A 19,869-nucleotide genomic window follows, 5' to 3' on the forward strand; every position below is an offset into this window, starting at 1 on the left:
TTGTTGGCTATCACATAAAAAACCGCAAAATGTTTAACCCTTTGAACAAATTTATTAATTCCAAACCATTATCAATTAACAATAAACTATTAATTTTCCATTCTCAATTCTCCATTACTAATTAATTCTCTATCTTTGCCGAAATTTATAAATTATGATTTTACTAAATTTATGTTACATCGCCTTTCGTATAGTTGATGTTATTGACATTATTTTAGTTGCATTCTTATTATACGCTTTATACAGATTGCTCAAAGGAACAGCAGCAATAAATATTTTTTTCGGAATTATCGCAATTTTTATTTTATGGAAGATTGTGGAAGTATTTCAAATGAAAATGCTTAGCGAAATTCTCGGAGCCTTTATTTCAGTAGGATTTATCGCACTTATTGTTGTTTTTCAACCCGAAATACGAACTTTCTTATTAATGATAGGAAAGCCTATAGGCGACAGACAGAAAGGAAGAATGAAAATTTTCAACCGGTTTGGAAAAAAAGATACTCTCGATTACGATATTATTGTCCGTTCTTCTTATCGTTTAGCTCAAAGTAGAACCGGCGCTATAATTATCATCACACGCGAAAACAATTTATTAAATATTGTAAATACGGGAGAGAAACTCGATGCGGATTTATCCTTAAGATTATTGGAAAATTTGTTTTACAAAAACTCTCCTTTACACGATGGCGCTATAGTTATTACGAAAAACAAAATTATCGCCGCCGCATGCATTCTTCCGGTATCCAAGAATGTTGACTTACCAAGCGAATACGGACTAAGGCACAGGTCAGCAATTGGTCTCACGGAACAAACCGACGCCGTAGCAATAATAGTTTCCGAACAAAGAGGAACGGTTTCCCTAAGCATAGAAGGCCGTGTATTTGACAATATTTCTCCTAAGGAACTCTCGAAGAATATTAATGAGTTGTTTATGATAGAAGAATAGCTTTGAGTTCCATGGGTAAGTAAAATTTCAAAAAGCAGATAATAATTTATATATTTGAAAATATTTAATTATTAGCTATTTCCGAACTTCATCTTATAATCACAATTAATATTTCCGCTCCTAATATCATTAAGTTTCTTTCTTAAGAAGAGTTTAGTCATATTACTTAATCTGTCAGTAAAAACTATTCCTTCAAGATGGTCATATTCGTGCTGAATAATTCTCGCTATTACGCCGTCAAACCACTCTTCTTTTTCTTCAAAATTCTCATCCGCGTATCGTAAAAGAACCCTGCTCTTTCTCGCAACATCTTCATGAATATCAGGCAAACTCAAGCATCCTTCATTAAAATACCATTCTTCGCCTTCTTCTTCAATAATTTGCGGATTAATAAAAGCTCTCTTAAAATCTTTTACTTCAGGAAAATGTTTCTCATACGGAGAAGCATCAACAACAAATATTCTTATGGATTTATTTATCTGCGGTGCAGCCAATCCGACACCTTCCGCATTATACATGGTTTCGAACATATTATCGATTAAAACATGTAAATCAGGATAATCTTTATCTATTTCCTGCGCCGTTTTCTTTAAAACAGGATGTCCTAATGCCACTATCGGTAATATCATAACGTTTGCATATAAGTTTGTAAAATAATTGTCGCACTAACTCTATCAACAAGACTTTTATCTTGTCTTTTAGATTTTTTTGCGCCGGACATCAAAATAGCTTCTTGTGCCATTTTTGATGTAAATCTTTCATCAACCTGATGTATAGGTATTTTCGGATATATTTTTTTTAATCTATTAATAAAAGGGGTAATATATTGCATTGATTGCGATTCTTTGCCCGACATATCTACAGCATAGCCAACGATAAAGGCATCTATCTGATTATCTTTCATATAATCCTCAATAAAATTGAATATATCGTTACTGCTAACCGTCGTCAATGCAGTTGCAATAATTTTCAACTCGTCACTGACTGCAATACCGACTCTTTTTTTGCCGTAATCAATAGCAAATAATCTTCCCATAAACTTTTTGCAAAGGTACTGATTTTTTCTTACTTTTGTAAAATTTTTCTATGCAAGAGTTAATAATCAAAATCGAAACCTTTTGGAATGACCGTTCTAAGGCTAATTCACAGGAATACAAAGCTGTGGTCTTTGAATGCATTAGATTATTAAACGAAGGGAAATTACGCGTCTGTGAGAAGATAGACGGCAAGTGGACGACAAATGAATGGTTAAAGAAAGCTATACTTCTATATTTTTCTATTGCCGAATTGAAAAAATCGGGAGCCGGAGATTTGGTTTTCTACGATAAGATTCCTGTTAAAAGCAATTACGATGAATTAAATGTCCGCGCTGTTCCTCCGACAGTTACAAGATACGGTTCATACATTGCTCCTAATGTAATTTTAATGCCGAGTTATGTTAACATCGGCGCTTATGTTGATTCCGGTACTATGGTCGACACATGGGCTACGGTTGGTTCTTGTGCCCAAATAGGAAAAAACGTTCACCTCAGCGGCGGAGTCGGAATAGGCGGCGTACTTGAACCTTTACAAGCCAATCCGGTTATAATTGAAGACGATTGCTTTATCGGTTCGCGAAGTATTATTGTAGAAGGAGCATTTATCGACAAAGAAGTCGTGATAGGCGCGAATACGGTAATCACTTCATCAACACAAGTTATTGATGTTAGCGGAGATAAAGAAATAATTTACAAAGGTTACGTACCGCCGAGATCCGTTGTTATTCCCGGAACCCGCAAAAAAACATTTCCTGCAGGAGAATATGAAATAGCTTGTGCTTACATTATCGGTAAAAGAAATGAGAGTACCGACAAAAAAACCTCTCTGAATGATGCTTTAAGAAAGACGGAAGAAGTTTAGTTTATGATAATCGACGACAATTTTAAGAATATAGTTGCCGAATGCGTTGATGTTTTGCGCAAAGGCGGCACAATTTTATATCCTACAGATACAATCTGGGGAATCGGTTGCGATGCAACGAATAGTAAGGCTGTGGAAAAAATTTACAAAATAAAAAGAAGACCCGAAGACAAAAGTCCGATAATTTTAATTGATGATGAAATGAAACTTTTCGACTATGTCGAAAATATTCCGCCTATTGCTATAGATCTGATTAACAGCGTAAGAAATCCGGTTTCAATAATTTATCCTAAAGCAAAAAATCTTCCATACAATGTTATTGCCGAAGATGGTTCCGTTGCAATCAGAGTTGTTAAGCAAACATTCTGCAAAAAGCTCATCAATTTGTTCGGGAAACCAATAGTTTCTACTTCCGCAAATATTTCCGGACATCCTACTCCGCTGACTTACAATGATATTCAGGAAATAATTTTTAGGGAGGTCGATTATGTCGTAAGCAGAAGCATGGAAGAACATTTCGAAATTAAACCTTCGACAATTGTAAAATTTAATAAAGACGGTGAACTTGAAATCATAAGATCATAACAACATGACGGAAAACTATCATTTAACATCATTAACAGCTATCTCACCGATAGACGGTAGATACGCCGATAAAACATCGGTTTTAAGAAAATATTTTTCGGAATACGCATTGATAAAATATCGGTTAAAAACCGAAATAGAATATTTTATTGCACTGTGCGAATTACCGCTGCCTCAGTTAGAAGAATTTCCCGAAAAGAAATTTGCTAAATTGAGAAACATTTACGAATCTTTCGATGTTGATGCTGCGGAAAAAGTCAAAAGAATCGAAGATGTTACAAACCATGATGTTAAGGCCGTTGAATATTTTCTTCGCGACAGTTTTGACGAACTCGGAGTTGCGGAATACAAAGAATTTATTCATTTCGGATTAACTTCTCAGGATATTAATAATACTGCAATTCCGATGATGCTAAAAGATGCCCACAACGAAGTTATTTTGCCGGAACTCGAATTGATTTCGGACAAATTATTTCAACTTTCTGAGGAATGGAAAAATATTCCAATGCTGGCACATACACACGGGCAACCCGCTTCTCCGACAACTTTAGGCAAAGAAATTTATGTTTTCTACGAAAGAATTACAGAACAAATAGAACTTTTAAAACAAATCGAATTTTGGGGAAAGTTTGGCGGCGCTACCGGAAATCTAAATGCCCACAAAATTGCTTATCCTATGTTCGACTGGAGAAAATTCGCCAAATTCTTTTTGGAAACTTACCTCGAAATAAACAGACAGACAACAACAACACAGATTGAGCATTACGATATGCTTTCGGCATATTGTCAAAATATTATGCGCATAAATACAATTCTGTTGGATCTTAACAGAGATATGTGGTCGTATATTTCAATGGAATACTTCAAGCAGACCATCAAAAAAGATGAAGTAGGCTCTTCTGCAATGCCGCACAAAGTTAATCCGATTGACTTCGAAAATTCCGAAGGAAACATCGGTTTGGCAAACACATTATTTTCACACTTTGCAGAAAAACTACCAGTATCACGCATGCAAAGAGATTTAACCGACTCAACTGTAACGCGTAATTTAGGTTTACCTCTTGCTTATTCGTTGATTGCATATAAGTCTTTAATGAAAGGTTTCGGTAAAGTTCTGGTAAATGTTGAAAAAATTTCACAAGATTTAGAAAGCAATTGGGCGATAGTTGCCGAAGCCATTCAAACTATCTTGAGAAGAGAATCTTATCCCGATCCTTACAATGCTTTAAAAACCCTTACGCGCAAAAATACTAAGGTAAGCAAAGAAGATCTGCATGAGTTTATTTCGACATTAAATATTTCCGATGAAGTTAAGAAGGAATTAATGGAAATAGCACCTATGAATTACGTAGGATATGCGGAAGAAATATAAATTATGTTCAAGTTAGGGTTATTCAATATCAAAAAACAAATAAATAACTTTAGAGCTTCAAAAAATATTTCCGCATAATTTGCGCTTAAACTATTAATCCGAAGATTAAAAAACTATGGAAATATTATTCCTTAGACAATAAGATCTACTACACAGAAACCAAGCTTACAAAAACAATTGCAGATATTGCTGTTTTCGGTATCAAAGCTAATTTTTTAAGAGTTTTTGCATCGGAAAAGATAATACCATAGCATTTCCTGAAACCGATACTAAAGCCATTTGCATTGAAAACGCCGGCAAAGACCATAAGCCATCTCCCCAATATGAAATCATTTCCAACCGACCCTGTTTTGTCAATGTTATTGCCATTATAAAAACAAGGACTGTTAAGACAATACAAAAGATAAACGGGTCGGGAATACACCTCTAAACAATTGCAAAACAAGCGTTTATAAATTTATTAAACATGGCGCGAAGATACAAAATTAATTTACTATCTTTGTAAGTTAAATGAAAAAAGCACATGTCAGAGAAAGAGAAGAAATACGTTGAGACACCATTAATGAAGCAATATTATTCTATTAAAGCTAAGTATCCCGACGCTTTATTGCTTTTTCGAGTAGGCGATTTTTACGAAACTTTCGGCGATGATGCAATTATCAGCTCCGAAACTTTAGGTATCGTACTTACGCGCCGTGCAAACGGATCGGCAAGTTCGGTGGAGTTAGCCGGATTTCCTCATCATGCGCTTGATACTTATTTGCCGAAACTTGTAAAAGCCGGTTATCGAGTAGCTATCTGCGATCAACTGGAAGACCCGAAACAAGCCACAAAAATAGTAAAACGCGGTGTTACTGAGCTGGTTACTCCCGGAGTCTCTTATAATGATAAAACCTTCGACCAAAAAGAAAATAATTTTCTCGCATGTATTCATTTCACAAATAATATACACGGAATCGCTTTGCTTGATATTTCTACCGGCGAATTTTATGTATCTCAAGGAAATACGGATTATATAGATAAAGTTCTGCAAGGATTCAAACCTAATGAAATAATTATTCAGAAACGATATAAAGCTTTCTTCAACGAACATTTCGGTCAAAGCGGAAATTATTATGTAGCTACTTTCGATGATTGGGTTTTCACTAAAGAATTCGGTTTCGAAACACTGACAAAACAATTCCATACGCTTTCTCTCAAAGGTTTCGGTATCGAAGATATGGAAGAGGCAATCATAGCCGGCGGCGGTATTCTTCATTATCTTTTTGAAACTTGTCATGATAAAACCGAACATATTACTTCGGTTTCACGTTTGGATGAAGACGATTATGTTTGGCTTGATAAATTTACTATTCGAAATTTGGAACTTATCTCCGGCAATAATAGTAATGCAAAAACATTATTCGGAGTAATTGATAATACTGTTTCCCCTACGGGAAGCCGTATGCTGCGCAAATGGCATATAATGCCGCTGAAAAATATAGACGCAATAAATTATCGTCTAAACATCGTAGAACATTTGATAGGCAATCGTAATTTATTGGAATCATTAAGAAAAGAGATAAAAATTATCGGTGATATTGAACGTATTACGGGTAAGATTGCCACAAGAAGAATTAATCCGCGTGAAATGATTCATCTTAAAAATGCTCTCAAAGCACTCGGCAACATCAAAAAACTCTGCGAAGAATCGGAATCCAAGGATATTAAACAAATTGTAAGCGGAATCGACGAGTGCAAAAACGCCATTGATTCCATCACCAAAATCATCAAGGAAGATCCGCCCGTTATGATACAAAAATGCGGTGTTATCAATGACGGAGTTAATGATAATCTTGACGAATGTCGAGATCTGGCTTTTTCAGGAAAAGATTACCTGATGAATATTCAAAAAAGGGAAATCGAAAATACAGGAATTCCTTCCCTGAAAATCAGTTTTAACAATGTTTTCGGATACTATATTGAAGTTACAAACACTCACAAAGATAAAGTTCCTGCCGAATGGCACAGAAAACAAACTTTGGTTAACGCCGAAAGATACGTTACTCAAGAATTGAAAGAACTCGAATCAAAGATTTTATCGGCCGAAGGGCAAATTTCCAGTTTGGAACTTTCTATTTACGAAGAATTAATTGACGAGCTTTTGCAATATATCAAAGCTTTTCAAAGAAACGGCTCAATTGCTGCAACTTTGGATTGTTTGCAAAGTTTGGCAACAACGGCAATTAAAAATAATTACACCAGACCTGTTTTTACCGATAGTTTCGAAATTAATATTTTAGGCGGAAGACATCCTGTAATCGAACAACAAATGCCCGCAGGAGAAAGCTACATTCCTAATGATGTTTATTTAGACAATGACATTCAACAGATTATGATGATCACCGGCCCGAATATGTCGGGTAAATCGGCTTTGCTTAGGCAAACCGCTCTCATAGTGCTTTTGGCACAAATGGGTTCATTTGTGCCGGCAAAATCTGTTACTTTAGGAATTGTAGATAAGATTTTCACCCGTGTCGGAGCTTCTGATAATATTACTTCTGGAGAATCTACTTTTATGGTGGAAATGAATGAAACTGCGAGTATATTGAATAATATTTCGAATCGATGCCTTATTCTGTTGGATGAAATAGGAAGAGGAACAAGCACTTATGACGGTATTTCAATTGCTTGGGCAATAAGTGAATTTCTTCACGACCATTCCACATCAAGGGCTAAAGTTATGTTTGCTACCCATTATCACGAACTTAATGAAATGGCTAATTCGAAGAAAAGAATTAAGAATTATCATGTTACCGTTCGTGAAACCGATAATAAGGTTATCTTTTTAAGAAAACTTGCCAAAGGCGGTACGGAACATAGTTTCGGTATTCATGTGGCAAGAATGGCCGGAATGCCGCCTGTTGTCCTTCGCAGAGCAAATGAGATTCTCAAACAACTTGAGCAATCGCAACGAAAAGAATTATCGAAAAAAGATGATAAGAAAGGTAATCCTTCCGTTAATCCGCTGCAAATAAGTTTAATCCAAATGGAAGACCCTCTTCTGATTCAAATACGGGATGAAATTTTAAACACAGATATTAATTCGCTCACACCTATTGAAGCGCTTTTAAAACTGAACGAAATAAAAAAATTAATAATTAAACTGTAAAACATGAATAGATTTATCATTTCTTTGCTAATTTGTTTATTTTCACTAACCTGTTTTTCACAGGACTATAAGAAAATGATTGAAGATGCCGGAACTTCAAAAGACCATTCCGGCGCCAATTATGTAACTGTTTTCGACAGTACTTCGGTTTATATGGAAGAAACCGGATTGAGTTATTACCACACTCATTATCTTACTAAGATTCTTGACAATAAAGGTGCAAGAGAATTCAGCGTGATAAAAGTGGATTATGATCCGCTTTCCGCCTACGTGGAAATCAATGAAGTTAAGGTTTATAGAAAGAACGGAAATGTTGAAACTATTACCAATCCTGTTCTCGACTATATTGCGCCGGCAAGAATGATTTACTGGGGTGCAAGTCAGAAGATGATTGAAGTCGGTTATCTAGAACCGGGTGATGCAGTGGAAGTAAAATCATTCAAGAAAGGTTATACTTACGCACTTTTAATGGATGATAATGATAAATATATTCCTCCGATGCGCGGAAATTATTATGATATTGTACCGTTCTGGAGCTCTCAACCTATTTTAAGTAAAGTTTACGAATTAAATATTCTGAAATCAAAATTCTTACAATATAAAGCGTATAACGGAGAATTGGATATAAAATCTCATGACGACCCTAATGATAATTTAAGGAAGATTTATGTATTCGGTATGAATGATATTAAACCGAAAAAACTTCCTCCAGCAACGGTTGCCAAAAGTGATATTGAAGCTAAGTTACTGCTTTCAACAAGTGAAGATTGGGAAGCAAAATCCCGTTGGTTTTACAATGTAAATGAAGATTACGGAAGCTTTGATCCTACTCCCGAATTAAAAGCTTTTGTAAATGATTTGCTGGTTCCGGCAAAAAATGAAACCGATTCCATCAGTATTTTAACTCATTGGGTTGCTGATAATATGCGTTATTCCGGAATTTCCATGGGACCGGGCGAAGGATATACTCTCCATAATGCGGAGATGAATTTTACCGACAGATGCGGCGTTTGCAAGGATAAGGCAAGTTTATTGATTGCGATGTTGCGTGCTGCCGGCTTCGAATCTTATGCTGCCATGACAATGGCTGGCGAAAGAATCGACAGAATTCCTGCCGATCAGTTCAACCACAGCGTCAGTATTGTAAAACGACGTAACGGTGAGTTTGAATTACTTGACCCTACTTGGGTGCCTAATATTCGTGAATTATGGTCGAGTGCCGAGCAACAACAAAATTATCTCATCGGATTACCTGAAGGTGCCGATTTGATGGAAACTCCTATTTCGGCTCCTGAAAATCATTATGTTTATATGACAGCTATATCTGAAATTGAAGCCGACGGAACTTTAATTTGCGATTTACATATCACTGCGGAAGGCCAATCCGATGCAGCAGTACGAGGAATTTTCTCATCAAGATACAGCGAATGGAAAAACAATGTTGAATCCGAAATACTTCGCATTGATCCCAGAGCCGAAATAATTTCCGTAATTCATACGGATAGCGAGAAATATCTGGAACAACCTGTTGAAATTACCTACAAGATAAAAATTCCAAATTACGCAACGGTAACAGATAAAGAAATTATTTTTATTCCTTTTTCGGCAAAACAGGTTTTCAAAAGGGCTATGGCACATTTGAATTTTGACACATCAGTAGAAAAAAGAGAATACGCTTTCAGAGACAGATGTTCAAGACTTATTGTTATCAACGAGGAAATAACTCTCCCAAAACATTCAAAAACCGCATATCTTCCTGAGGAAAAAAGCGTTACATCAGAATACATCAATTATTCAGGAAAATATGATCTCAAAAAGAGAAAATTAAATTTCAACCAAACTGCAAGCTTAGGTAAACGAATCTACGAAGCTGAAGAATGGATTCCGTTTAAAGATTTAGTTGATGCTCAGAACGGTTATGCAAATCAGGCTATTATTCTAATCAAATAATTTCATTAATCATTTTTTAAAACAAAGACCATGCAAACATTAAATAAAATATTAATAATAAGCATTTTAAGCATAACATCTTTTTGCGCATTCGCACAAGATACAAAATCGGATGCTATTTTTCATAATATCAAAAGAGAATATGTTATTAATGAAGACGGAAGTGTGGATTTTACATACAGAAAAGAATTAGAATTGATTTCCAACCGATCATTCTTCAGGGATTTCGGAGAAACATTTATAGTTTACAATCCTGAATTTCAAACATTAAAAATAAACGAATCCTATACTATCCGAAAAGACGGCAGTATTGTTAGAACTCCTGAGAATGCTTTCAATGAAGTTCTGCCTTCCGGTTGTACGGATTGTGCGCGTTATAACAATATGAAAGAAATGGTTGTAACTCATACGGCACTTGAATATAATGCAACTATAGTTTTGGATTATACAATTCATACCAAACCCGAATTTATTACAAATTTTATGGAAATAATAAATTTTGTAGAGTATGCTCCTGTAAAAAATTATGACGTCTTTGTTAAGGTTGCTCAAAACATCGAATTAAAAGAAAGAATGCTAAATTTAAGATTAGGAGCTACTATAAATAAAGAAGGGGATTATAAAACTTATCATTGGAATGTCGGAAATTTGGGACAAACAATTTCGGAATCTTACATGCCGGCTTATGAGGAATTGTATCCTGTTCTTATTATTTCGACATTTAAAGATATGACAAATGCGTATTTCAGTTTAGTGAATCAGGAATCTTTAAAAACGACAGATCTTCCCGAGAGTAAAACCGCAATTGCCGAAATAGTTAGCACGGAAAAAAGCAATCTAGAGAATATCTTATCAATAAGAGATTATGTTATTGATTATATTAGATACAATAATTTCAGCTTGAAATACAATAATTATCAACTTGCTACACCCGCAACCGTTTGGCAATCAAGATGCGGTAATGAAGCCGAAAAAGCGGTAATGCTGGCGTGTATGTTAAATACTGCGGGCTTTGAAGCCATACCCGTTACTTTCACAAAACCGAGAATGCACAGCAATGAAATCGGATGTCTGGATGTTATTTCACATTGGGGCGTAAGAGTGATAAACGACGGCAAACCTCTTATCATTTCGCCGGTAAGAAAAAGTAACGTTTCGATGGATATTGAATTTCCCGAATATTCTATGTATTTCATCAGCGCAACCGTAGAGACTTTCAGAGCAACTAACAGCGAAAAAATTCCAACTGAAATATCTGTCACTGGAAATATCAATATTGCACTTGACGGAAAGGCCGGGGGGAATTTGAGTTTAGGTGTTACTTCGTCAAAACTTCCTGTATTTTCAATAATTAAAGACTCCGCGAAAGCTAATGATATTGTAATGAATATCAAAGGCGAAACAAGCAATATTAAGTTAAGCGAACAAAAAATTTCAATGGATTTAGAAGCCGATAATATTTCAGTTACCGATATGAAAGCAGGATATTATTCCTTTGAAATTCCGGAAACTAAATATGGAATTAATATTAATCCTTCGTATTTGAATACTGAACGTAAAACTGAAGTTATTTGCGGAAAGACTAATGAAACTTACAAATATAAAATCACATTACCGGCAGGACATCAATATATTGGAAAAAATGTTGAAAAAATTATTGATAAATCGTTCGGAAAAGTCATCATCAAAATTACTGCCAATAAAAACATTATTGAAATTGAAAGAAGCATTGTAATCAATGAAGATCGTATTAAGTTGAACGATTATAGTGATTTCAGAGAGATGATGATTTTATGGAATAATGAAACATACAAAAAGTTTATTGTTAAGTGATGTAAGAAATTTAACGATTAATACATCATTACAAAACAATAAACTTAAGTAATATTTTATCCTTAGGATAGAGAATGATGTTTTCATTTCCTCTAATCATCGGATTATCATAGTTAGTTTTCGATTATTTTACTTTTTTATTTTTGTAATCGAATTATAAACTTCTACAGCGGATGACGTTTGTTTTTTGACTTTTATTCTTCTGCTTTCTCGCTTCTACACAGTAGCTTCAACGTTCCAAACAAAAGCACGTACTCCTACTTCCTTGTTTCTATTGTCAAGTTTACGTACATTCTTGAGCAGTTCCTCAACCTTATCGGTATCAATAACTGTTAAAACTGCGGAATTCATTTCCGGCCAAGTATGGGTACCGCGGCGAGGTTCTCCCGTATATGTTCCCCTACCCTGAACATCTTCCAAAAAAGTAAACCCTCTTATTTCTAATTGATCCAACATGTATTCAACACGTTCGGTATTAGCTTGGTTAAATACTATAAATACTGCTTTCATTTTTTATATTTGTTATTATTATTTAATATAAGGTGAATAACTAATTTATTAATTTAAGGATAAAGCCGATAAAAGGTTTTTGAGATTACCATCTACCATGTTACCGGCTTTATCCGTTTTATAAGTTTATTCGGCTTAATTCTCTATCAATTATTAAATTTTATGATCATTATCCGACTTTCCGCCCTCAATTTTCAAAGCTCCGTTAGTCTCGTCAGATTGATCCATGAATACGAAAGTTTTACGCAACTTTTCGGATTTATTACGTTCACCTTTTCTCGACAAGAATGAATAAAGTACAGGAACAACTATTAATGTTACTATAGTTGAAACTGTTAAACCGCCGATTACGACAATACCCAACGGTACCCATATTTCGGAACCTTCACTGGTACTTAATGCCATAGGAAGCATACCTAAAATGGTTGTAACAGCCGTCATTAATACGGGGCGCAGACGGGATTGTCCAGAAAGTGCGATTGCTTCTCTCATTTCGTAGCCTCTATCTCTCATCAAGTTGATATAGTCAACCAGCACTATACCATTCTTGACGACAATACCTACAAGCAAGATGATACCTAACGCTCCAATCATATCTAAAGTGGTATTGGTAATCAGTAAAGCTGCCACAACACCTGTGATTGCAAAGAGTACGGATGACATCAATATGAGCGGTTTTGAGAAGGATTCGAATTGAGACGCCATAACAACATAAACCAACATCACAATGAGTAAGAACAATGTAGTTAGATCGCCGAATGTATCTTGTTGATCTTCGTATGATCCGCCGATATTTATCACAATTCCCGGAGGGACATCAAGCGTGTCAACAATTTTCTGAATTTCAGGAACAAGCTCACTCAAAGCAACATTAACAGGTGTGGCCGATACCGTTACAATACGTTCACGGCGTTGACGTTCAATTTTGGGAGGAGCCCAATATTCTTCAATAGTGGCAAGTTCTTTCAACTTTATCATCTGGCCGGTAGGAGTCATCAAAGTTAATTCTTCGATATCGGTAATAGAATTTCTGTAATCCTCTTCAAGGCGAACTACAATATCATATTCCTCGCCATCTTCTTTCAAATATCCGACAGTCATTCCGTTAACACGATTACGAACATAAGTAGCCGCAGTTGCAGTCGTAAGTCCGTGAAGAGCTAATTTTTCTTTATCGAAATTTATTTGCAATTCCGCACGGTCTTCTTCCCTACTTATCTTAATATCACGTGCACCCTTAACATCTTTAAGTTTTTGTTCTATTTCGAGGGCAAGAGCATTGGTTTTATCGAAATCATATCCGAAGATTTGAACATCGACTGTGTTGGAACCACCCATGCCACCTGATGTGGAAACTTGGTATTTTATTACTTCGGGCATTGATTCCAACTCTTGACGAACAACTTCAGAGATTTCAAAAATTGTACGCTCTCTTTCGTATTTTTTCGAAGTACGCACCGTCATATTAATAGTATTACTTGACGATTGAGAGAACAAACTTGAGATACTTGCTTCATCGCTTGAACCTGCTGTAGTTGAAATAAGTTGAGTTTCAGGAACAAGTACCATAATTTTTTCCTCAATACTACGAGCTATCTTTGCAGTTTCTTCAACTCGGGTACCACGTTGTAATTCAACATAAACAGAAAAACGTCCGTTATCTTCCTGCGGCATAAAGTCGAAACCTATTCTGCCGTTAATTAAAGGAATTAATGAAACCACAAACAATATTACTGCTACAGACAGGGTAATATACCTGTGCTTCATACACACTCTCAATGCTTTTGCATAGAAAACATCCACTTTATCCAAGAAACGAACCACAGTATTTTCGTAAGTAAAACGCGGTTGTTTTTTACGTTTAGCTTTTCTTTCTTCATTAGCTTTTTTAGATTTCAGTAATTTTGAAGAAAGCATCGGGGTAAGAGTAATAGCTACAACAGTTGAAGTACAAACAACAATAGTTACAATCCAACCCATTTCTTTAAAGATAACTCCCATTTGTCCGCCCAACATTGTCAAAGGAACAAATACGGCAACAATTACGAGTGTAGTTGCGATAACCGATACCCAGACTTCATTAGTAGCGTAAATCGCCGCCTCTCGAGGACTTGCTCCCCGTTCAATATGCCGTGTGATATTTTCCAATACAACAATGGCATCATCCACAACCATACCAATGGCGATCGTCAACGAACATAATGATATAATATTCAGGGAACTATCGACAAAGAGCAGATAAATGAATGCGACAACCAAAGAAATCGGAATTGTTACACCAATGATAATTGTGGCTCGCCATTTACCCAAGAAGAATAATACGACTAACACAACAAAAAGTAAGGCGTACATAATTGATTCCGTGAGGCCATTTATCGCGTTTGAAATATATTCCGAAGAATCATAAATCAAATCTATCTCAATATCAGGAGGTAATGTCGGTATAATTTTTTCCAATTCACTAACAACATCCTTACAAACCTGAACAGAGTTGGCGCCGGATTGTTTCATAACAATCATACGAACACCATCCATTCCATTAATCTTTTCTTCCAGAGATAAATCTTTGATTGTATCTCTCACTATTGCCAAGTCGCGAACAAAAATTTGTTTTCCATCATAAGTTGTAGTAACAACAATATCATTTATTTCACTACTTTCAACAAATTCTCCTTGAACGCGCAACTGGTATTGTTCGTTACCCATTTTTACCGAACCGGATGCAAGGTTAAGATTGCTGGATGCAATAGCTTGGCCTACGGCTTCAAGACTAAGGTTATATGAATTAATTCTGTTCGGGTCTAATTCAACATAAACGTATCTACTTGGAGCTCCTGAAATAGAGAGACTTCCGATGCCATCGATACGATTAAGAACATTAACAACCTGATCGTCTAATATTTTTTCCAATCCCACATAGCTTTCATCTGCCGTAATTGCATACTGCATAATGGGCATCATACTCGAATTGAACTTGTAGATTGTCGGCCTGTTACAATCGTCCGGTAAAGATTCATACACCATATCTATAGCCGACCGCACATCATTTATCGACTCATCCAGATTTGTTCCCCAGTTAAATTCTAACATTACCACCGACATATTATCCATAGAAGTTGAATAGATTTCTTTCAATCCGTCAACAGAGTTCAATGAATTTTCCAACAAACGTGTGACATTAGTTTCAATTTCACTTCCGTTAGCGCCGGCGTAAACAGTCATAACCGACACATACGGCGGCTCCATTTCAGGGTATTGATCTATGGGTAATCTTTGTAAACTAAAGACACCCAGAATAACAACCGCCACAAAGATCAAAGCTGTGGTAATCGGTTTATTAATAGCTGTTTTATATATACTCATCGCTTATTTCTTTAATACAATAAAATGAAATTTATTTTTTATTGACAACATTAAGTTTGACTCCTTCAACGAGCCTTGCTTGACCAACAACAACAAGTTCACTACCTTCTTTGATTTGGTCTGACAAAATCTCAATATTATCGTCGAAACGTTGACCCAAATTAACGACAACTCTTTTTGCCACGCCGTTTTCATTTAAGAAAACATAACGTTCATTAGCTCCCTGCATTTTTAATACAGATTGATAAGGTGCTATCACACTCTCAATTTCTCCCATCGAAATTGTTGTGGTAGCATACATTCCCGGCCTGAGTGTTTCATGCGGATTAGAAATAATCAGCTTAACTTGGAAAGTATGTGATGATGCATCAATTGTCGGATATACCATTTCAATTTTTGCCGGAAATACTCTATCCGGATAAATTGTTGAACGAACATCTACATCCATACCGTTTTTCACCAAAGGAAAATATGTTTCGGGAATATTGATAAAAGCTTTCAGAACATTCATTTGTGTTAATACAACGATCGGTTGACCTGAATAAAGTTCTCCGTCTTCATAATATTTTGCTGTTATTACACCGGAGAAAGGCGCTTTTACGTATGTATTCTGTTCCAAGAAAGCCACATTCTCACGAGTCTGTTCCAATTGCAACTTTATCTGATCATAATTTTGCTGAGAAATACTACCCATTTTATGCAAAGCTTCAACTCTTTCATATTCAACCTCAAGATTAGCCAAGGAAAGCTTTGCCGTTCTGACTTGGTTTTGATCCAGGCGGGCAAGATTATCACCTTTATTAACTCTTGAGCCGACTTCAACATAAATATGTTCTATACGACCAGTCATTGAAGGCGCAACATTCATAGTTTCATAACCTTGTAAAGTTGTGTTGAAATCAAGGATTCTTGCAATCTCACTCTTGTGCAAAACAAGGGTTTCAACAGGTTCAATACGCTCAACGTGTGTTTCAGTAGTTGTGTTTTTTTGTCCGCAACCGACAAAAAGTAAAGCTATACAGCTTAAAATCATTAGTTTTTTAAATTTATTCATGGTGTTTAATTATTATCTAATTTATCAATTATAATTAATCGGTAATATTTAATAAGTTTTTCAATTCTATTTTAGCATTCGTTAAATCGATAATCGATTGAATATAATTGCTTTGAGCGGTAATAAGGTTTGTACTCGCATTAGTAACGTCAAGGCTGGAAGCTCTACCATACTCATATTTATTAGAGATATTACCGAAAACTCTTTCGGAAACCTCAATGTTCTTACTTTGAGTTTCATAGTTTTCATAAGCAGAGAGCAAATTATATTTTAACTGGCGTTCTTGAATCTTTAGCGCATCGCTTGTTGTTATAAATTCATTTTGTGCAATCTGATGCGATAATTTTGCTTCCTGAAGTTTTGCAGTTCTCGTTCCGCTTGACCAAATAGGAACGCTGACAGAAACTCCAACCAAACTCGGAGGAGTCATATTCATACCTTCGCTTTTTCCAAAATATGTTTTTGCAGAATATTGATAGAAAACATTTGCAGAAGGAATATAATCCATTGCACTCATCGTAATTTGTTTTTGCGTTAATGCAAGATTCTTTTGCAATAATTGGTAATCGTAATTATTACTCATGTTAAAATTAGTTGCAATAAGGTTGTGAGTAGAATTAATATCAATTATATCGTCAAGTTTGTCTGTGAGAATAAGTTTGCTATCTATATCAGCGCCTAATTGTAATATTAATGAATTATACAACATTTCGAGAGTTCGCTTAGTGCTGTTTATTGTATTTTCCAAAGAAGACACTTGAACGTAAAGTTGATCAGCGTCAACTTGCTCTGCAACACCCACTGTTACCGAATTTTGGGTTGTTTGATATAAAGTTTTAAGGTTTTCCAAACTTTGTTCAAGCAATCCTATAGTTTCTTCCATCGCTAAAGCTGTTGTATATAATTGAGATACGGTCGAAGATATTTGTTGTTTGTTTTTCTCCGAATTAATATCAGCCATTTCAATAGCTATATTATTAAGTAAAGTACCTACAATTTGTGCACCGCTAATTGCAACAGCAGCAGTAACCGCCATAGTTCCTACCGGATTTAAGGGTATTGCCACGCTAATCGGTTCTACGCCGGGCACGCCCGTATCCATTTCCATAACCATTTCATAACCGCAATAGTTTTGATAATCCAGAGATCCGTTAACTTGTGGCAGCATCGTAGCTAACGTTTGCCATTTGGCTCTTTTAGCTTTCTGGATAGATAGATCGCTATTTGCAACAGACAAGTTATGTTCCCATGCATACTGTTGTGCATCTTTAAGCGAAAGCGACAATGTTTTGCTTTCTTGAGCAAATCCGTTGCAAAACATTGCAATAGCCACAAAAACAACTAAAAAGATTTTTTTATTCATATATTTACTTATTTATTATTATCAATTAAAATTAAATTAAAAAAACAGTTAGACGATAAACTTATTGTTTGGTTTCAAATTATTTCACTTTTTCTTTATTATTTTTTACTTTGAGATAATATTGCAAGCCGTTTTCATTTACAAGAATTCTCAAATAACTGTCCAACAGAAAATCTATCGACTGTTGGGTCGTAAACTTTCTAAATTGTTTCAAATTATCTACAGCCTTACCTTTTAAAGCAGTTAAAAAAATTGCCATTGCAACAACATCAATTTCTTTACGATATAAATTATCTTGAACTCCTTCAATCAAATTGTCTCTTACAATCTCATACATTTTTTCATCGGCTTCCTGCATGTGTTTTTGCAGAATATCGGGATAATATTTTTGCATATCAAAGAAGAAACTTCCGAATTTCTCGTGATGTTTCTCATTAAAAAAACTTGCACCCTTCAACATTTTATCAATGCTGTTTGCATTATCATCATTACTTGTTTTTTTCTTAATAAACTTAATCTGTCCGCAACGCAACGACTCAAGTATTTCTTCAATCAATTCTTCTTTTTGGTTAAAATAGGAATAGAAAGTTTTCTTAGAAATACGTAATTCGTTGCAAATGTCATCAATAGACACGCTTCTAAGTCCGTATTTCAAGAACATCTCAGAGGATGTTGTTATTATTTTATCACGCACATTCATATATAACCGTTGTTTATAATTGGCGGCAAAGATATACTTCTTAAGAACACAGAAAACATTATTTATTGTTAAAAATACATAAACTTAAACTTAATTTATGTTAAATAATTGATTACGATACAATTACAGGAAACTAAGAACGTTTTAAAGTTTCCTGAGTAAACTGCGGGGCGGAAATCAAAAAGTTGCATATGATGATTAATATGTTTGATAATGTGGCAATTATAAAATATTTAAATAAATTATTAAATTTCTAAATTTTATAACCCTGCATTTGAAATACCGAATTAATAACCCGCACTTTTTATATCTTTGCAGTAATCTTCAAATTCTAAAACCATAATATGTATCTATATAACAAAATTCTTCTCGGTGCTGTTGCCGGCGATATTATAGGTTCAAGATTTGAGTTCAATTCTAATAAAAGTATTCATTTTTCATTTTTCGATCCTAAGTGTGATTTTACCGATGACACAGTTATGACTGTTGCTATCGCAGACTGGTTGTTGACCGGCAGCAACTTAGTTGATACGGTTAAATATTACGGTAATAAATATACTAATAGAGGTTACGGTAATAAATTTCAACTTTGGTTAAATACAAATGGCATTAAGCCTTATAATAGTTTCGGTAACGGTTCAGCTATGAGGGTCAGTCCTGTTGGTTGGTTGTTCGATACACTGGAAGAAACTTAAAAAAAAGCGAAAGAAAGTGCGGAAATAACACATAATCATCCGGAAGGAATAAAAGGAGCACAGGCTACAGCTGCATGTATATTTTTAGCCCGAACCGGAACTTCAAAAGAGAAGATAAAAAAATATGTAGAAACAACTTTTAACTATAATTTAAGCAGAACCTGCGATGAGATTCGGCCTGATTATGAATTTAATGAAACATGTCAAGGTTCGGTTCCTGAATCCATAATCTGTTTTTTAGAAAGTTCCGATTTTGAAAGCGCCGTAAGATTAGCTATTTCTTTAGGCGGAGATGCCGATACTATGGCAACAATTGCCGGCTCAATTGCCGAAGCATATTATAAAGAAATTCCTAAATGGATAACGCAAGAAACCATTAACCGTCTTCCCGAAGAGTTTGTTATTGTACTCACTGAATTTAGTAAAAATTTGATTTTATAAAGCGACC

At 35.2% G+C, this 19,869-nt stretch carries 15 protein-coding genes and 1 pseudogene; 8 read left to right on the forward strand and 8 right to left on the reverse strand.

What is annotated here, in order from left to right; genetic code table 11:
* Positions 1–154 precede the first annotated feature (154 nt).
* The gene (gene cdaA / locus LBP67_01470; GenBank protein ID MDR2083650.1) at positions 155–946 is read left to right on the forward strand and encodes a diadenylate cyclase CdaA; all 792 of its coding nucleotides are present in this window, start codon (positions 155–157) and stop codon (positions 944–946) included.
* Between the two features lie 71 nt (positions 947–1,017).
* Here cdaA and def read toward each other — a convergent pair whose 3' ends face one another.
* Both def and ruvX read right to left on the reverse strand, forming a co-directional pair.
* Positions 1,018–1,575 (reverse strand): peptide deformylase, encoded by a 558-nt coding sequence (gene def, locus LBP67_01475; GenBank protein MDR2083651.1) that lies wholly within the window; start codon positions 1,573–1,575, stop codon positions 1,018–1,020.
* Positions 1,572–1,982: a Holliday junction resolvase RuvX gene (gene ruvX / locus LBP67_01480; protein MDR2083652.1), complete on the reverse strand. Its 411-nt coding sequence runs from the start codon at positions 1,980–1,982 to the stop codon at positions 1,572–1,574. The genes def and ruvX overlap by 4 nt, the downstream gene beginning before the upstream one ends.
* A gap of 50 nt (positions 1,983–2,032) precedes the next feature.
* On the opposite strand from ruvX, the gene LBP67_01485 reads away from it, so the two are divergent.
* The 3 genes from LBP67_01485 to purB are packed head-to-tail and all read left to right on the forward strand — an operon-like array spanning position 2,033 to position 4,802.
* Positions 2,033–2,845 carry a 2,3,4,5-tetrahydropyridine-2,6-dicarboxylate N-succinyltransferase gene (locus LBP67_01485; protein MDR2083653.1) on the forward strand — a complete coding sequence of 271 codons (813 nt, stop codon included), beginning with the start codon at positions 2,033–2,035 and terminating at the stop codon, positions 2,843–2,845.
* Positions 2,846–2,848: 3 nt separating this feature from the next.
* Entirely contained in the window at positions 2,849–3,430 is a 582-nt protein-coding gene (locus LBP67_01490; protein MDR2083654.1) for a threonylcarbamoyl-AMP synthase, read from the forward strand.
* A 4-nt stretch (positions 3,431–3,434) separates the two neighbouring features.
* Positions 3,435–4,802, forward strand: a complete 1,368-nt coding sequence (gene purB / locus LBP67_01495; protein ID MDR2083655.1) for an adenylosuccinate lyase — start codon at positions 3,435–3,437, stop codon at positions 4,800–4,802.
* Between the two features lie 207 nt (positions 4,803–5,009).
* Here the strand turns inward: purB and LBP67_01500 are convergent, their stop codons facing one another.
* Positions 5,010–5,222 (reverse strand): TIGR00366 family protein, encoded by a 213-nt coding sequence (locus tag LBP67_01500; GenBank protein MDR2083656.1) that lies wholly within the window; start codon positions 5,220–5,222, stop codon positions 5,010–5,012.
* A 103-nt stretch (positions 5,223–5,325) separates the two neighbouring features.
* On the opposite strand from LBP67_01500, the gene mutS reads away from it, so the two are divergent.
* The 3 genes from mutS to LBP67_01515 are packed head-to-tail and all read left to right on the forward strand — an operon-like array spanning position 5,326 to position 11,736.
* The gene (gene mutS, locus LBP67_01505; GenBank protein ID MDR2083657.1) at positions 5,326–7,953 is read left to right on the forward strand and encodes a DNA mismatch repair protein MutS; all 2,628 of its coding nucleotides are present in this window, start codon (positions 5,326–5,328) and stop codon (positions 7,951–7,953) included.
* A 3-nt stretch (positions 7,954–7,956) separates the two neighbouring features.
* The gene (locus tag LBP67_01510) at positions 7,957–9,903 is read left to right on the forward strand and encodes a DUF3857 and transglutaminase domain-containing protein (GenBank protein MDR2083658.1); all 1,947 of its coding nucleotides are present in this window, start codon (positions 7,957–7,959) and stop codon (positions 9,901–9,903) included.
* Between the two features lie 30 nt (positions 9,904–9,933).
* Positions 9,934–11,736: a DUF3857 domain-containing protein gene (locus LBP67_01515; GenBank protein MDR2083659.1), complete on the forward strand. Its 1,803-nt coding sequence runs from the start codon at positions 9,934–9,936 to the stop codon at positions 11,734–11,736.
* Between the two features lie 216 nt (positions 11,737–11,952).
* Here the strand turns inward: LBP67_01515 and LBP67_01520 are convergent, their stop codons facing one another.
* From LBP67_01520 to LBP67_01540, 5 genes are all read right to left on the reverse strand, one after another.
* A complete protein-coding gene (locus tag LBP67_01520) occupies positions 11,953–12,246 on the reverse strand; it encodes a hypothetical protein (GenBank protein MDR2083660.1) in 294 nt (97 codons plus the stop codon).
* Positions 12,247–12,399: 153 nt separating this feature from the next.
* Entirely contained in the window at positions 12,400–15,609 is a 3,210-nt protein-coding gene (locus LBP67_01525; GenBank protein ID MDR2083661.1) for an efflux RND transporter permease subunit, read from the reverse strand.
* 31 nt (positions 15,610–15,640) lie between these two features.
* On the reverse strand, positions 15,641–16,663 hold the full coding sequence (locus LBP67_01530) for an efflux RND transporter periplasmic adaptor subunit (GenBank protein MDR2083662.1): 1,023 nt from the start codon (positions 16,661–16,663) through the stop codon (positions 15,641–15,643).
* 34 nt (positions 16,664–16,697) lie between these two features.
* A complete protein-coding gene (locus tag LBP67_01535; protein ID MDR2083663.1) occupies positions 16,698–18,026 on the reverse strand; it encodes a TolC family protein in 1,329 nt (442 codons plus the stop codon).
* A 79-nt stretch (positions 18,027–18,105) separates the two neighbouring features.
* Positions 18,106–18,726, reverse strand: a complete 621-nt coding sequence (locus tag LBP67_01540) for a TetR/AcrR family transcriptional regulator (protein ID MDR2083664.1) — start codon at positions 18,724–18,726, stop codon at positions 18,106–18,108.
* Between the two features lie 344 nt (positions 18,727–19,070).
* Between LBP67_01540 and LBP67_01545 the strand changes: the two are divergent.
* Positions 19,071–19,862: pseudogene (locus LBP67_01545) on the forward strand (ADP-ribosylglycohydrolase family protein).
* The last annotated feature ends 7 nt before the right edge of the window (positions 19,863–19,869 follow it).

The sequence above is a fragment of the Bacteroidales bacterium genome (assembly GCA_031276035.1).
Lineage (GTDB): Bacteria > Bacteroidota > Bacteroidia > Bacteroidales > BM520 > RGIG7150.

Coding starts and splice junctions, on each gene's coding strand:
- cdaA (MDR2083650.1), top strand. CDS start 155: ATGATTTTACTAAATTTATGTTACATCGCCTTTCGTATAGTTGATGTT.
- def (MDR2083651.1), bottom strand. CDS start 1,575: ATGATATTACCGATAGTGGCATTAGGACATCCTGTTTTAAAGAAAACG.
- ruvX (MDR2083652.1), bottom strand. CDS start 1,982: ATGGGAAGATTATTTGCTATTGATTACGGCAAAAAAAGAGTCGGTATT.
- LBP67_01485 (MDR2083653.1), top strand. CDS start 2,033: ATGCAAGAGTTAATAATCAAAATCGAAACCTTTTGGAATGACCGTTCT.
- LBP67_01490 (MDR2083654.1), top strand. CDS start 2,849: ATGATAATCGACGACAATTTTAAGAATATAGTTGCCGAATGCGTTGAT.
- purB (MDR2083655.1), top strand. CDS start 3,435: ATGACGGAAAACTATCATTTAACATCATTAACAGCTATCTCACCGATA.
- mutS (MDR2083657.1), top strand. CDS start 5,326: ATGTCAGAGAAAGAGAAGAAATACGTTGAGACACCATTAATGAAGCAA.
- LBP67_01510 (MDR2083658.1), top strand. CDS start 7,957: ATGAATAGATTTATCATTTCTTTGCTAATTTGTTTATTTTCACTAACC.
- LBP67_01515 (MDR2083659.1), top strand. CDS start 9,934: ATGCAAACATTAAATAAAATATTAATAATAAGCATTTTAAGCATAACA.
- LBP67_01520 (MDR2083660.1), bottom strand. CDS start 12,246: ATGAAAGCAGTATTTATAGTATTTAACCAAGCTAATACCGAACGTGTT.
- LBP67_01525 (MDR2083661.1), bottom strand. CDS start 15,609: ATGAGTATATATAAAACAGCTATTAATAAACCGATTACCACAGCTTTG.
- LBP67_01530 (MDR2083662.1), bottom strand. CDS start 16,663: ATGAATAAATTTAAAAAACTAATGATTTTAAGCTGTATAGCTTTACTT.
- LBP67_01535 (MDR2083663.1), bottom strand. CDS start 18,026: ATGAATAAAAAAATCTTTTTAGTTGTTTTTGTGGCTATTGCAATGTTT.
- LBP67_01540 (MDR2083664.1), bottom strand. CDS start 18,726: ATGAATGTGCGTGATAAAATAATAACAACATCCTCTGAGATGTTCTTG.